The sequence below is a fragment of the Cohaesibacter haloalkalitolerans genome, from assembly GCF_003574655.1.
In the GTDB taxonomy this organism is placed as follows: Bacteria; Pseudomonadota; Alphaproteobacteria; order Rhizobiales; family Cohaesibacteraceae; genus Cohaesibacter; species Cohaesibacter haloalkalitolerans.
In genome coordinates this window covers 160,934-174,348 of record NZ_QNUM01000003.1, presented here as the reverse complement: position 1 = coordinate 174,348, position 13,415 = coordinate 160,934, and the positions used below count along the sequence as shown (strand labels likewise).

12 protein-coding genes are annotated in these 13,415 nt (G+C 56.8%); 10 read left to right on the top strand and 2 right to left on the bottom strand.

Going from position 1 to position 13,415, the window contains the following annotated elements; all coding sequences use genetic code 11:
- The first annotated feature begins 34 nt into the window (after positions 1 to 34).
- The 7 genes from DSL70_RS08330 to DSL70_RS08300 all read left to right on the top strand — a co-directional run bounded on the left by DSL70_RS08330 (position 35) and on the right by DSL70_RS08300 (position 7,516).
- Positions 35 to 1,150, top strand: coding sequence for an ABC transporter ATP-binding protein (locus tag DSL70_RS08330; protein ID WP_119307465.1), 1,116 nt, complete (start codon positions 35 to 37; stop codon positions 1,148 to 1,150).
- Between the two features lie 110 nt (positions 1,151 to 1,260).
- Complete coding sequence (locus tag DSL70_RS08325; RefSeq protein ID WP_119307464.1) at positions 1,261 to 1,479, top strand: twin-arginine translocase TatA/TatE family subunit; 219 nt, start codon at positions 1,261 to 1,263, stop codon at positions 1,477 to 1,479.
- 60 nt (positions 1,480 to 1,539) lie between these two features.
- Positions 1,540 to 2,043 (top strand): Sec-independent protein translocase protein TatB, encoded by a 504-nt coding sequence (gene tatB / locus DSL70_RS08320; RefSeq protein ID WP_119307463.1) that lies wholly within the window; start codon positions 1,540 to 1,542, stop codon positions 2,041 to 2,043.
- The gene (gene tatC / locus DSL70_RS08315) at positions 2,043 to 2,834 is read left to right on the top strand and encodes a twin-arginine translocase subunit TatC (protein ID WP_119307462.1); all 792 of its coding nucleotides are present in this window, start codon (positions 2,043 to 2,045) and stop codon (positions 2,832 to 2,834) included. The genes tatB and tatC overlap by 1 nt, the downstream gene beginning before the upstream one ends.
- Positions 2,835 to 3,024: 190 nt before the next feature.
- On the top strand, positions 3,025 to 4,302 hold the full coding sequence (serS, locus tag DSL70_RS08310; protein WP_119307461.1) for a serine--tRNA ligase: 1,278 nt from the start codon (positions 3,025 to 3,027) through the stop codon (positions 4,300 to 4,302).
- 130 nt (positions 4,303 to 4,432) lie between these two features.
- Positions 4,433 to 5,185, top strand: a complete 753-nt coding sequence (gene surE / locus DSL70_RS08305; protein ID WP_119307460.1) for a 5'/3'-nucleotidase SurE — start codon at positions 4,433 to 4,435, stop codon at positions 5,183 to 5,185.
- 255 nt (positions 5,186 to 5,440) lie between these two features.
- The gene (locus DSL70_RS08300) at positions 5,441 to 7,516 is read left to right on the top strand and encodes a peptidoglycan DD-metalloendopeptidase family protein (RefSeq protein WP_162916466.1); all 2,076 of its coding nucleotides are present in this window, start codon (positions 5,441 to 5,443) and stop codon (positions 7,514 to 7,516) included.
- Between the two features lie 76 nt (positions 7,517 to 7,592).
- On the opposite strand, the gene DSL70_RS08295 is transcribed toward DSL70_RS08300, so the two are convergent.
- Both DSL70_RS08295 and DSL70_RS08290 read right to left on the bottom strand, forming a co-directional pair.
- Positions 7,593 to 8,111: a CinA family protein gene (locus tag DSL70_RS08295; RefSeq protein WP_245418135.1), complete on the bottom strand. Its 519-nt coding sequence runs from the start codon at positions 8,109 to 8,111 to the stop codon at positions 7,593 to 7,595.
- A gap of 84 nt (positions 8,112 to 8,195) precedes the next feature.
- Positions 8,196 to 9,428, bottom strand: a complete 1,233-nt coding sequence (locus DSL70_RS08290; RefSeq protein WP_119307458.1) for a bifunctional 2-C-methyl-D-erythritol 4-phosphate cytidylyltransferase/2-C-methyl-D-erythritol 2,4-cyclodiphosphate synthase — start codon at positions 9,426 to 9,428, stop codon at positions 8,196 to 8,198.
- A 310-nt stretch (positions 9,429 to 9,738) separates the two neighbouring features.
- Here DSL70_RS08290 and dusB point away from each other — a divergent pair, with 310 nt between their 5' ends.
- The 3 genes from dusB to ntrC are packed head-to-tail and all read left to right on the top strand — an operon-like array spanning position 9,739 to position 13,342.
- The gene (dusB, locus tag DSL70_RS08285) at positions 9,739 to 10,788 is read left to right on the top strand and encodes a tRNA dihydrouridine synthase DusB (RefSeq protein WP_119307457.1); all 1,050 of its coding nucleotides are present in this window, start codon (positions 9,739 to 9,741) and stop codon (positions 10,786 to 10,788) included.
- Between the two features lie 47 nt (positions 10,789 to 10,835).
- A complete protein-coding gene (locus tag DSL70_RS08280; RefSeq protein WP_394700830.1) occupies positions 10,836 to 11,894 on the top strand; it encodes a two-component system sensor histidine kinase NtrB in 1,059 nt (352 codons plus the stop codon).
- 14 nt (positions 11,895 to 11,908) lie between these two features.
- The gene (ntrC, locus tag DSL70_RS08275) at positions 11,909 to 13,342 is read left to right on the top strand and encodes a nitrogen regulation protein NR(I) (RefSeq protein WP_119307455.1); all 1,434 of its coding nucleotides are present in this window, start codon (positions 11,909 to 11,911) and stop codon (positions 13,340 to 13,342) included.
- The last annotated feature ends 73 nt before the right edge of the window (positions 13,343 to 13,415 follow it).

Sequence of the window (13,415 nt, the reverse complement as noted above, 5' to 3'; positions counted from 1 at the left end):
AAGGTCATTTGCGAGATCTGAATGGAGTTTGTGAATGGCTATGCAGGAAGGGCGCAATCGTTGGGGAGACCGGGGTACTGCGCGCGTATCCATCGCGACGGGGCTCGCATTTGAGGCCATCGGTTGTTCATTCGATGGTCAGGATGTTTTGCGCGACATTTCCTTTTCCATCATGCCCGGCGAAGTCGTCTCTCTTCTCGGAGCATCGGGGGCGGGCAAGACGACGCTGTTGCGCATTGCCGCCGGTATCCAGGCGCCGACGTCCGGCGTGTTGCGGATTGACGACCAGATCGTGGCCGGTGAGGGGGCATTCATGCCGCCTGAACACCGCAATGTCGGCCTGATGTTTCAGGACTATGCTCTCTTTCCCCATCTCTCCATCCTGAAGAATGTCATGTTTGGATTGCGGGATCTGCCGACCCGCGATGCGGAGGTGGAAGCCCACGGTGCGCTTGCTCGTGTCGGGCTCGAAGCCTATGTCGACCACTATCCGCACATGCTCTCAGGCGGGCAGCAGCAACGGGTGGCGCTGGCGCGGGCGATTGCCCCCCGTCCGGGTATCCTTTTAATGGACGAGCCGTTTTCCGGCCTTGATAACCGTTTGAGAGACCGGGTGCGGGACGAAACCCTTGCTGTATTGCGCGAAATCGGCGCAACCTGTGTCATTGTTACCCATGACCCGGAAGAGGCCTTGCGGGTGAGTGATCGCATTCTACTGCTTCGGGGCGGGTGCATTGTGCAATATGCGGCACCGGAAGAGCTGTATTTCAATCCGGTCGACCATTGGGTGGCGCGCTTCTTTTCCGATCTCAATGAGGTGGATGGTGTGGTGCGTGGTAACCAAGCTGAAACCGCAGTCGGCAGCTTTCAGACGAGCCAGTTTGCCGACGGGCAGGATGTGCAGGTCTGCATCCGTCAGCAAGGGGTCAAACTGCACAAGGCAATCAACGACGGATATGTCTCTGCCTTGCCCGGACGGGTTAAGCGCCGGATGTTCCTTGGCGAAATAGATCTCTATGAAATCACCATCAAGGATTGCGAGGTTCCATTTTTCGTCCGGTCAACTTCTGGACAAAATTTTGTGCAAGGTGAGAATATCGGTGTATCGTTTCGCAAAAAGGACGTGCTGATATTTGCCAAACCGTCCTAAAACACTTATTTCTTTGACAAAGTAAGCCCAAAACTGGCAAAAGGCTCTCTTGTGTTCGAGCCACACACAGAGATGTTTTTGTGGCGCAAAGCAGAAAAAGGGAATTCAGCATGCAGATTGGTGTCTGGCAGGTCGTAATCATCGCCGTCGTCGTTATTCTTCTCTTTGGTCGGGGCAAGATTTCCGATCTCATGGGTGATGTCGCTAAGGGCATCAACAGCTTCAAGAAGGGCCTCAAGGACGAAGACAAGGAAGACCAGCCTGCTCTGGAAAACAAGCCGTCCGAAAAGGTCTCTGCAGAGAGCGAACAAAAGGACAAGGTGAGCTAAGGATCTTGGCTCCTTTTTTCTTTTCGTTTTTGTTTTTCATGATTGGTCCGGTGCGTTTCCATGTTTGATATCGGTTGGAGCGAAATCCTCGTGGTGGTCATCATCACGATTCTGGTGGTAGGGCCGAAGGAATTGCCGGGATTGCTCAGGACTGTTGGCAAGACTGTTGCCAACCTCAGGCGCATGGCTGGCGATTTTCAGAACCAGTTCAACGACGCCCTGCGCGAAGCCGAGCTCGACGACGTGGCAAATTCCATCAGCGATATTCGCAGCCTCAATCCGCGCAACGCCGTCAAGAATGCCGTTACCAAGCATCTGGGCGAGTTGGGAGACGTCAGCGATGAGGTTTCCAAGAGCATGAAAGAAAGCTCTGACGAGATCAATGCGTCGCTGAACAAGGATGTGGCTGCTGACAAGCCTGCGGAAGGCAGCCCAGCTGCGACTGAATCCGCTGTTGCGTCTGAGCCTGTCGTTGCGGCGGATGCCTCGGGCACGGATAAAAGCGCGTCGGACAGTTCACCCCAGGCGCCTCTCAAGAGCGATGCAAGTCAAAAGGTTGACTGATGAGTGACAGTGAAAGAGACGAGATCGAGAGCAGCAAGGCGCCCTTGATCGAGCATTTGATCGAGCTTCGCAGTCGCCTGCTCAAGACAGTGATCGCCATCGCGATCGCTTTTCTTTTCTGCTTCTATTTTGCCAGCGATATTTTCAATATTCTGGTCGTTCCCTATGAGCGCGCCGTCGGCGGAGCCCATCAGGTCGAGATGATCTTTACCGCGCCGCAGGAATATTTCTTCACGCAGTTGAAGATCGCGCTGTTCGGTGCGCTGTTCATCGCTTTCCCGGTCATTGCCAGCCAGATCTACATGTTCATGGCACCTGGCCTCTACAAGCATGAACGGGAAGCCTTCCGGCCGTTCCTCATTGCAACGCCCATCCTGTTTGTCCTTGGTGCCTGCCTCGTCTTCTTCGTGGTGATGCCGCTGGCCATGCAGTTCTTCCTGTCCATGGAGCAGATAGGCGAGGGGCCTGTCGAGATTCGGCATCTGCCCAAGGTCAGTGAATATCTCGGTCTGATCATGACCCTGATTTTTGCTTTTGGTCTGGTGTTCCAGCTGCCGGTGGTTCTGACATTGCTGGCGCGGGCGGGGCTGGTCGACTCCGACTTTTTGAAGAAAAAGCGCAAATATGCGGTGGTTGTCGCCTTTATCATGGCGGCCATTCTTACGCCTCCCGATCCTATCAGTCAGATGGGGCTGGCATTGCCGACCCTGTTGCTCTACGAGCTGTCGATCCTTTCTGTGCGATCGGTCGAGAGGAAACGCGCAGCAAGGGACGCCGAAGAGACCTCCTGACCGGCTCAAATCCATCATCAAGCGTGCCCCGAAAGAAAATGCTCATCTTTCGGGGCATTGTTTGTGGGTTTTATGGATTCTTTGCAGTGACTAAGTGGCATTGTGCTTGCTTCATGCTTGGGGCTTGCCTATTTTTCGCCCGTCCAAATTTTTAACTCCTCCCAACAAAGCTAGATTCGGGATTATTGACATGTTTGACATCAAGTGGATTCGCGAGAATGCAGAAGCATTCGACAAGGCTCAGGTTGCACGCGGAGCTGAAGCATCGTCATCCCGGCTCATCGCGCTGGATGAGGAGCGGGTTGTCGAGGTTCAGAAACTGCAAGACGCCCAGCAGCGTCGCAATGCGGCTTCGAAGGAAATCGGCAAGGCCAAAGGCTCGGGCGACGAGGAAAAGGCTGCGGCTCTGATGGCTGAAGTCAGCCAGCTCAAGGGCGCCATTCAGGAAGGCGAAGCCAAGACACGTGACTTGCAGGATGCGCTGAGTGAAGCGCTTTCCAGCCTACCGAACATTCCGCTCGACAGCGTGCCGGCAGGCAAGGACGAGAATGATAACGTCTTGCATCACGCCTGGGGCGAAATTGCCGACAAGGGGTTTGAGCCGAAAGAGCATTATGAACTGGGCGAAGCGCTCGGCATGATGGATTTCGAAACGGCGGCCAAGCTGTCCGGCTCGCGCTTTGTTGTGCTCAAGGGTCAGCTCGCCCGTCTGGAACGCGCCATCGGTCAGTTCATGATTGATACCCATATCAGCGAGCATGGCTACGAGGAAGTTTCCGTGCCGACGCTTGTGCGCTCCGAGGTGATGTTTGGCACTGGCCAGTTGCCCAAATTCGCCGAGGATGCCTTCCACACTGACGATGATCGCTGGCTGATCCCGACGTCCGAGGTTCCGCTGACCAACATGGTGCGCGAGAGCATCATCGATGGCGACAAGCTGCCGATGCGTGTTACGGCGCTGTCCCACTGCTATCGTTCGGAGGCTGGTTCTGCTGGTCGCGATACCCGCGGCATGCTGCGTCAGCACCAGTTCACCAAGGTCGAGATGGTGTCGATCACCGACGAGACCAGCTCCGTTGCCGAACAGGAGCGGATGCTTGGCTGCGCGGAAGCGATTTTGCAGAAGCTCGGGGTGCCTTACCGCGTCGTGACCCTTTGCGTTGGCGACATGGGCTTCTCTGCTCGCCGCACCTTCGATATCGAGGCATGGCTGCCGGGGCAGAATACCTATCGCGAGATTTCCTCGGTTTCCACTTGTGGAGATTTTCAGGCTCGCCGCATGAATGCGCGCTATCGTGATGTCGCTGACAAGACTGTCAAATATGTGCACACCCTGAACGGCTCCGGCGTTGCTGTCGGCCGTTGTCTGATTGCGGTCATGGAAAATTACCAGACTGCAGACGGGTCCATCGTGATTCCTGACGTGTTGCGGCCATATATGGGCGGTCTGGAAAAGATTTCTGCCTGAGGCCATCGGCTTCGACAGGTGCCATAACGCATGGGACCCGGCCCTTATGGTCGGGTCTTGTGCGCTCTTCCTTTTCTGCGTGCGACTGTCTGCATGCGGGCTTTGCAACTTTGACTGACGAGGGAATGAAATGCGTATTCTTCTGACCAATGACGATGGAATCAATGCACCCGGCCTTCAGGTGCTGGAGAAAATCGCGCATGCCCTCTCTGATGATGTCTGGGTTGTCGCGCCGGAAACCGAGCAGTCCGGCATGGCCCATTCGCTGACCCTGCATGACCCGTTGCGGATGCGCAAGCTGGGCGAGAAGCGCTATGCGGTTCACGGGACGCCGACCGATTGCGTAATCATGGGTGTTGACCACATTCTCGATGGCCGTCCGGATCTGGTGCTTTCCGGCGTCAACCGCGGGCAGAACATGGCCGAAGACGTGACCTACTCTGGTACGGTCGCCGGGGCGATGGAAGGGGTTCTGCTTGGAATCAGGTCCATCGCGCTCAGCCAGTCCTACAGTTGGGAAAGCTGCGATCCGTTTGACTGGAGCGCTGCTGAAGAACATGGTGCCCGCGTGGTCAAGGATCTGCTGGAACATAGCCTGCCGCGTCAGACATTGCTCAATGTAAACTTCCCGGCTTGCCCTGCCGATGAGGTGGAAGAAGTGGTCTACACCCGTCAGGGCAAACGCGATCAGGCGCATCTGAGTGTGGTTCCTCGGGTTGATACGCGCGGAATGTCCTATTTCTGGCTCGGGTTTGAAGACCGTCGCTCAAATCCGGACGAGGGGACCGATTTGCACGCTGTGATGCACAAGAAAATTTCGGTGACACCGCTTCATCTCGACATGACGGACAACACGACGCTTGCTGTTCTGAAAAAGGGATAATCCCTGAATTACTCGTTTCATCAGCCGCTTAGGCGTGCTTTTTCGATATTTTCCAGTTTTTGACAGGGCTGTGACGCCAGGGCGTTGCGGCCTTTTTTGTGTGTTCGTGAATAAATGATCCGGTAACCACAGATTGCTCCATTCGTTACGAATTTAGAGGCTGTTTTAAAGGTTTGGAAAGGATACCGCGATTAAATTGGTATCAACATGTGGGGTGTTGTGCGTTTAACCGGTGTTGGTATGGACTATTCAGTATTGCGTAAGCTTCTATCTACGACTTCATTGCTGACCGTGGCGGCTACGCTTGCAGCCTGCAGCGGCGGTGTGGAGCGTTTTGGAACGCCCGGATCAGGGTTCACTTCCAATCAGAACGAGATTTTCACCAATTCGGTCAGCTCCCGGCCTCTTCCGGCTGCGGTCAATCAGCCGATGCCTGCGGCGGTTTCGCCAAATCAGGTTGCTGTGTCTCGCTCGGCGCCCGTATACACGGATCCGTCCTATCAGGCTCAGGTGCCTGTCTATCGTCAGCCGGTCTATGCCGAGCCGACCGTTCGGACGCAGTCCCCTGTTTCTTTGACAACCGGATCGATCAATCGTTCGAGCAATGGCTATTCTGCTCAAGCCTATCCAATGCCGGGTGCGCCATCTGGCGGTCAGGGGGCATCCCAGACGGTTTATGTGGATGTGCCAGTTCGCAACGAGTCGAATGTCTATGCCTCGCGGACGTCGGTTGATCAGTCCGTGCTCAACGGGCCTCCGGTTGTTGTATCCCGGTTTGACTCACTGCCGCATGATGCGCCGCGCACGAAGATGAATGTTGCATCGGCACCTGCCTATGGTTCTTCGTCCTACGGATCCCAGCGGATGCCGGTCTCCGTTCCTGTTGCTGCGCAGCAGCAGGGTCAGCAGACGTCTGAGCCGTCCCGTTTCAGTATTGCTCGGCTGTTCTCGCTGCCGAAGAATGCGCCCAAGTCAAGGGACATCGACTACACGTCGACGGCCTCTATCACGCCGCCAAATCCGATTTCCGGTGGTTCACAATATTCCGGTTCCTACACCACGCAGTCCATCAATGCGCAGTCTCCGGCTGCTTCGGCTGGTGGAGCGGCGCGGACCAGTGGGCAGTGGACTAGCGTTGGTGGCACCATGGTGACGGTGGAGCGGGGCGAAGATCTTCAGTCCTTGTCGCGCCGGTATGGCGTGCCTTCCAAGGCAATCGCAGATGTCAATGGTCTGGTCGATCAGAGCTTTGTCGCGCCGGGTCAGAAAATGCTGATTCCTGTTTTCCAGCAGCCTAGTTATCAGAACTACGCATCGAACCGGCAACCGGCGCCTCAAGTGGGCGCTGCGCCGATGCAGGTGGCATCGATCGGTCCGGACGTGGCCACGATGCCGTTTGTGATGCGTGTGCCGAAGGGCAATCCGTTGCGCTTGCGTGGTCAGTCGGCCTACGGTCAGCAGATGGTCAAGCTGCAGCAGAATGCAAATGCCGAAAACCGCCATATGGTAACGCCGGGTGAAACGCTGGGTGGAATTGCCAGTCGGTATCAGGTCTCGCCGCGTGCGTTGGCCCAGGCCAACGGCATGTCGGTTGATGCACCACTGCGCATGGGGCAACGCCTGCATATCCCGCGTCCGAACCAGAGCGCAGGAATTGACTATACCAGCACGGCCTCAATCAACAGCAATGCTGCCGGTGCCTATGCCAATGATACTGCTGCGGCCTCTGCCTATGCTGCTATCTCTGCTGTGCCTAAGGCAAAGCCGCGCTGGGTGACGGAAATGGCTTCCAGCGCCAAGCCTAGCCGGCGTCAGCAGGTGGCTTCGGTTGACAATGCGGTCGGGCTGCCGACGGAAGCTTCTGCGCCTGCAGTGGCCCCGGCTTCTGCTCCTGCTCCGGTTAGCGCGGCACCAGTTGCTGCGGTTTCTTCCAATGCCAACCCGGTTTTGGACGATGATTCAAAATTCCGCTGGCCGGTTCGCGGTCGCATCATCTCCGGATTTGGTGCCAACAACGGTGGAGCTCGCAACGAGGGCATCAACCTGTCGGTTCCGATGGGCTCTTCCATTCGCGTGGCAGAAAGTGGCACGGTCATCTATGCTGGTGACGAGCTGAAAATGTATGGCAACTTCATCCTCGTTCGTCATCCGAATGGCTGGGTGACTGCCTATGCACATAATGAAAAGATTCTGGTCAGCAAGGGCCAGCATGTTCGCCGCGGTCAGATTATTGCCGAGGCTGGCAGTTCGGGTAACGTGACCAGCCCGCAGCTTCACTTCGAGCTGCGCATCAAGGGTGATCCGGTCGATCCGGTGCCGTATCTGATCTAGAAAGCTTGAAGACAGAAATAGAAAAGCCGTCGCCACTGAGTGACGGCTTTTTGTATTGTTGCAAACGAAACAAGATCTATTCAGTTGCAATGAAATGTTTTTGAGTCATCGCTTCTATGAGCATGATTATTGCATGCTCAACGGTGGCGGCGCGCACGTTTTCGCGATCCATGGCCGCGAAGATTTTCTTGTCATGGGCTTGCGGGTAGTGTCTCGAAGAAACGGCAAAATGCACAAGGCCAACCGGCTTTTCGTCTGAGCCGCCGCCAGGACCGGCGATGCCTGTCACTGCTACGGCGAAGTCGGCATTGGAATGATTGAGGGCTCCGTCTGCCATGGCCCGGGCGACTTCTTCGCTGACAGCTCCGAATTCCTCGATCATCTCGGCCGGTACGTCAAGCACTTCGGTTTTGGCTTCGTTGGAATAGGTGGCAAAGCCGCGATCAAAGGCGGTCGAGGCGCCGGGGATTTCCGTGAGGGTGGCGCTGATCATGCCTGCGGTGCAGGATTCCGCTGTTGCAATCTTGTAGTCTCGCTCTCTTGCCAGTTCGAGAACCTGATTGGCCTGCTCGATTGCATCCATGGTTACATACATCGTTCATCCTTTCTTGAAGGCGATGCGGAATGATAGGCAGGGTGCCGGGTTGTCGCAACGCTTCAATACTGGTGTTGGCAGCGATTAGTCTTCGGTTTCCGGCAGGCGGACGCAAACGGTCGCGATGGCGGCGATGCCTTCCTTTCGTCCGGTGAAGCCCAGACGTTCGGAGGTTGTTGCCTTGACGCTGACGCGGTCCATGGCGATGCCGCAGATTTCGGCAATGGACGTGCGGATGGCTGGACGGTGCGGGCCAATTTTCGGGGCCTCGCAGATGATGGTCATGTCAATGTTGGAGATCTTGCCGCCCCGTTCGGTGACACGCCGGACGGCGTCTTTCAGAAATAGATCCGAGGCTGCCCCTTTCCACTGCTGGTCAGAGGGCGGGAAGTGGGTGCCGATGTCGCCATCGGCGATAGCGCCGAGAAGGGCGTCCGTTATAGCGTGAAGCCCGACGTCGGCGTCGGAATGGCCCTTGAGTTTCTTGTCGTGGGGAATGGCAGTGCCGCCGATAATGACCGCTGTTCCTTCTTCGAAGGCGTGAACGTCATAGCCGGTTCCCACTCGGATGTCGGTTAAGGGGCGGGGGGCGGGTTCGGTCAGGCCCATCATGGTTTCGGCCATAGTCAGGTCTTCCTTGCTGGTCAGTTTGCGGTTGGAGGGGCTTCCCTCAACGATATAGACGGTTTCGCCCACCCATTCGGCCACCAGAGCGTCATCTGTGAAATGGTCGATATTCTGAAGGTTGGCTTTCCGGTGCGCTTCGAGAATGAAGCCATAGTCGAAGGCCTGGGGCGTCTGGGCAGACCAGAGCGTGCTGCGGTCAATCGTCTCGATGATCGCACCGTTGCTATCGACCTTCTTGACGGTGTCCGTGACGGGGGTGGCGACAAGGCAGGCCTTGTGGGTTGCGAGCGCCTCGAAGCAGCGGTCCAGAATGGTGTGTGTGACGAAGGGTCGCGCGGCGTCATGAATGAGCACGAGCCGTGGGGCGGTTTGTTCCAGTGCCTTGAGGCCATTGTAGACTGAAATCTGGCGTGTCGTACCGCCCGCGACGGCGGGCAGCAGTTTGGCACGTGCTTCCGTGGCAAGAGGGCCTTCAAGCAGTGGCGCGATCATGTTGCCATATTGCTGTTTGTCGTGCGGCCCGATGACCACCTGAATGCTGTCAACCCGATCATTTGCGAGAAATATCTCGATCGTGCGCTGCAGAACGGGTTTGCCACCGATTTCAACATATTGCTTGGCCACGTTGTCCGAGTTGCGTCTGGCGCGACTGCCTGATCCGGCGGCAACGATAAGGGCGGCGCATGACATGCTGTATTGTTCCTTGGTCTCTCGGCATATGCTTGGGCGCGGCGATTCGGAGGGCTTGATGAAATCTCAGGTTCTGTTGTGTCAGATTACCATTTGTTTTTGCATTGCCAGCCGCTTGCCTGCAAGAATAGCGATTGCATTTGTTTGCAGTTAGGCATTTCATGAAAAAGAAGCTGCGGTCAAGGCATCTTTCGGGCTGCTTGTTCACTTAGGGTGTTAATGATCAAAAATTGATCAGCGAATTTGCTTGCACATTAATTAGGCACAGATATACTGTCTGATGTTGTGAGTTTTGAAAGCTGATCTCCTTATGCCATCGCTTCCATTTCATAGGGCTGGAAACGGCCTGAAAGTTGGATCCGTTTCCTTGCCAAACGGCGTGTTTCTTGCGCCGATGTCAGGGATCACGGATCTGCCGTTTCGTAGGCTTGCGAAACGCTTTGGCGCGGGGCTGGTGATTTCCGAAATGGTGGCCAGCAGGGCCTTTGCCGTCGGGCAGGAAGAAATGCGCCTGAGGGCCGAAGGGCAGGGCATGGATGTGCATGCGGTTCAACTGGCTGGCAATCAGGCCGACTGGATGGCGGAAGCAGCGCGTCTTTCCGAAGGGGCAGGGGCTTCACTCATCGATATCAATATGGGCTGCCCGGCCAAGCGGGTGATCTCGGGCTATTCCGGTTCTGCCCTGATGCGGGATCTCGATCAGGCGCTCCGTCTGATCGATGCTGTTCTGGGCGCGGTCTCTGTTCCGGTGACCGTCAAGATGCGTCTCGGCTGGGATGATGACAGCCACAATGCTGCCGAGTTGGCCAGACGAGCCGAACAGAGTGGCGTTGCCATGGTGACTGTTCACGGGCGCACGCGCAACCAGTTCTACAAGGGCGAGGCGGACTGGCGCGCCATTCGCAAGGTCGCCGAGGTGGTATCCATTCCGCTGGTCGCCAATGGCGATATCCTGTGCGAAGAGGATGCGGTAGCCTGCCTCGAACAATCCGGCGCGAACTGCGTCATGGTCGGGCGCGGCGCCTATGGTCGCCCGTGGTTGCCCGGTTTCATCGCCCATTATCTCCAGACTGGTGAATTCAGGGACGCGCTGTCCGGCGGGGAGCTGCTGGACCTTATCCTCGAGCATTATGATGCAATGCTCGACTATTACCCGGATGTGGTGGGTGTGCGGTGCGCCCGCAAGCATCTGGGCTGGTACATGGATGGTTATCTGGATGGTGTCCTTGAGGGCGCCAGTTCCGTTTCATCCGAACTCTCTCAATTAAGAAAAGTCATTATAACCGCAGAGGAGCCTCAAACGGTGCGCATTGCCTTGCGCGAGTTTTTTGGCGCTGCTGCGGAGAGGCACGTAGCATGATCGATAGCAAAAAGGGCAGCAGCCTTGCCAACAACCCCTATCAGGCGATGATGAGCGCTTTGCCGCATCCCATTGTCATGGTCGACAAGGATGGGTTTGTTGCTGCCGCCAATGATATGGCGCAGTTTTTCTTCCAGTCGAGTGCATCCCACTTGCGCAAACAGCGACTGTCCGAACTTTTGCCGTTTGGCAGCCCCGTTTTGGCGCTGGTTGATCAGGCGCGGGACAGACTTGCCCCGGTCAATGAATATCGCGTCGATATTTCCAATCCCCGGATCGGTGTCGAGAAGGTGGTTGATGTCTATGCCGCACCGGTGCCCGACATGACGGGGGCGGTGACGGTGATGTTGCAGGAGCGGTCGATTGCCGACAAGATGGACCGCCAACTGACCCATCGCGATGCGGCCCGTTCGGTCACAGGTCTTGCTTCGATGCTTGGCCACGAGGTGAAGAATCCGCTCTCCGGCATTCGTGGTGCTGCCCAGTTGCTGGAAAGCTCAGTTTCGGATGAAGACCGGGCCTTGACGCAGCTGATCACGCAGGAAACCGATCGTATCGTTCGCCTGATCGACCGTATGGAGGTCTTCTCCGACCAGCGGCCGGTCGAGCGCGAGGCGGTCAATATCCATGTGGTGCTCGATCGCGTCAAGCAGCTTGCCAAGGCCGAATTCGGCGACAAGATCCGAATCGTCGAGCAGTATGACCCGTCCCTGCCTTCGGTACACGCCAATCAGGACCAGCTGGTGCAGGTGTTCCTGAACCTGGTCAAGAATGCGTCCGAAGCGGTGATCGAGGTTCCCGATCCGGAGATCGTGCTGACCACGGCCTTCCGGCCCGGCATTCGCATTCAGGTTCCCGGCTCGAGCGAGAAGACCTCTCTGCCGCTGGAAATCTGCGTAAAGGACAACGGACCGGGTATTCCCAAGGAACTTGAGGACTGCCTGTTCGATCCGTTTGTGACGTCCAAGACCAACGGGTCCGGCCTCGGGCTGGCTCTGGTTGCCAAGTTGATCGGGGATCATGGCGGCGTCATCGAGTTTGACGGTTCTGGTCGACAGACCATCTTCCGGGTCATGCTGCCCACAAGCGATCTGGATCAGTTATAGGAGTTTGGACCACCATGCCTAAAGGGACAATCCTGCTAGCGGATGACGATACTGCAATCCGTACAGTGCTCAATCAGGCGCTGTCTCGTGCCGGATACACTGTGCGTCTGACTTCGAATGCGACAACGCTGTGGAGTTGGATCTCGCAAGGCGAAGGCGACCTCGTGATTACCGATGTCGTGATGCCTGACGAGAACATCTTCGATGTGCTGCCTCGCATCAAGAAGGCCAGACCCCATTTGCCTGTCATTGTCATGAGCGCGCAAAATACCTTCATGACGGCGATCAAGGCCTCTGAGCGTGGTGCCTATGAATATCTGCCCAAACCGTTCGACCTCAAGGAACTGATCAATATCGCCGGGCGCGCGCTGTCAGAGCCGCGGCCGAGCCTGCAGCCATCGGAAGATGACGGCACGGACATTCCGCTGATCGGTCGCTCGGCCGCCATGCAGGACATCTACCGGATGCTGGCCCGGTTGATGCAGAATGACCTCACCGTCATGATCACCGGCGAGAGCGGCACCGGCAAGGAACTGGTTGCCCGGGCGCTGCATGACTATGGCAAGCGTCGCAAGGGACCGTTCGTCGCCATCAACATGGCTGCCATCCCGAAGGATCTCATTGAATCCGAGCTGTTCGGCCACGAGAAAGGCTCGTTCACCGGCGCCCATGGCCGTTCGGCGGGCAAGTTCGAAATGGCTGAGGGTGGTACGCTGTTTCTTGACGAGATCGGCGACATGCCGATGGAAGCGCAGACCCGTCTGCTGCGCGTGCTCCAGCAGGGTGAATATACCACGGTTGGCGGGCGCACCCCGATCAAGACCAACGTCAGGATTGTTGCTGCGACCAACAAGGACCTTCAGTCGCTCATTCATCAGGGCCTGTTCCGCGAAGACCTGTTCTTCCGCCTCAACGTTGTGCCCATGCGCCTGCCGCCATTGCGTGAGCGGGCCGAGGACATCAAGGATCTGGTGCGCCACTTCTTTGCGCTTGGCGAGCGGGAAGGCCTGCCGGTCAAACAGATCCAGCCGGATGCACTCGACGTCATGTTGCGCTATCGCTGGCCGGGCAACGTGCGCGAGCTTGAAAACCTCGTTCGTCGCCTTGCCGCGCTCTATCCGCAAGACACGATCACGGCCAACCAGATCGAGAATGAGCTCAATCAGATCAGCCTGTCGACCGACATCCAGCCGGAGCAGAAGGTGCAGAATCTGGCCGGGGCCATGGAATCCTATCTGGAACAGCTGTTCAAGGAGTTTGGCGATAATCTACCACCTCCGGGGCTTTATCACCGGTTGTTGCGCGAGATCGAATATCCGCTGATCTGCGCTTCTCTGGCTGCAACCAAGGGCAACCAGATCAAGACCGCAGAACTGCTCGGGCTCAACCGGAACACCCTGCGCAAGAAAATCAAGGACCTCGATATACAGGTTGTTCGCGGAGCCTAAGGTCTTGATTTGACATGGCAATAGCCCATCTGTGCCCTTTTTGACACAGATGTGGCCTTTTGCATGGACAGTT

Bases quoted from the DNA above. Each gene is read 5' to 3' on its own strand.
- tatC (WP_119307462.1), top strand. From the start codon at position 2,043: ATGAGTGACAGTGAAAGAGACGAGATCGAGAGCAGCAAGGCGCCCTTG.
- surE (WP_119307460.1), top strand. From the start codon at position 4,433: ATGCGTATTCTTCTGACCAATGACGATGGAATCAATGCACCCGGCCTT.
- dusB (WP_119307457.1), top strand. From the start codon at position 9,739: ATGCCATCGCTTCCATTTCATAGGGCTGGAAACGGCCTGAAAGTTGGA.
- tatB (WP_119307463.1), top strand. From the start codon at position 1,540: ATGTTTGATATCGGTTGGAGCGAAATCCTCGTGGTGGTCATCATCACG.
- ntrC (WP_119307455.1), top strand. From the start codon at position 11,909: ATGCCTAAAGGGACAATCCTGCTAGCGGATGACGATACTGCAATCCGT.
- DSL70_RS08325 (WP_119307464.1), top strand. From the start codon at position 1,261: ATGCAGATTGGTGTCTGGCAGGTCGTAATCATCGCCGTCGTCGTTATT.
- serS (WP_119307461.1), top strand. From the start codon at position 3,025: ATGTTTGACATCAAGTGGATTCGCGAGAATGCAGAAGCATTCGACAAG.
- DSL70_RS08330 (WP_119307465.1), top strand. From the start codon at position 35: ATGGCTATGCAGGAAGGGCGCAATCGTTGGGGAGACCGGGGTACTGCG.
- DSL70_RS08280 (WP_394700830.1), top strand. From the start codon at position 10,836: ATGATGAGCGCTTTGCCGCATCCCATTGTCATGGTCGACAAGGATGGG.
- DSL70_RS08295 (WP_245418135.1), bottom strand. From the start codon at position 8,111: ATGTATGTAACCATGGATGCAATCGAGCAGGCCAATCAGGTTCTCGAA.
- DSL70_RS08290 (WP_119307458.1), bottom strand. From the start codon at position 9,428: ATGTCATGCGCCGCCCTTATCGTTGCCGCCGGATCAGGCAGTCGCGCC.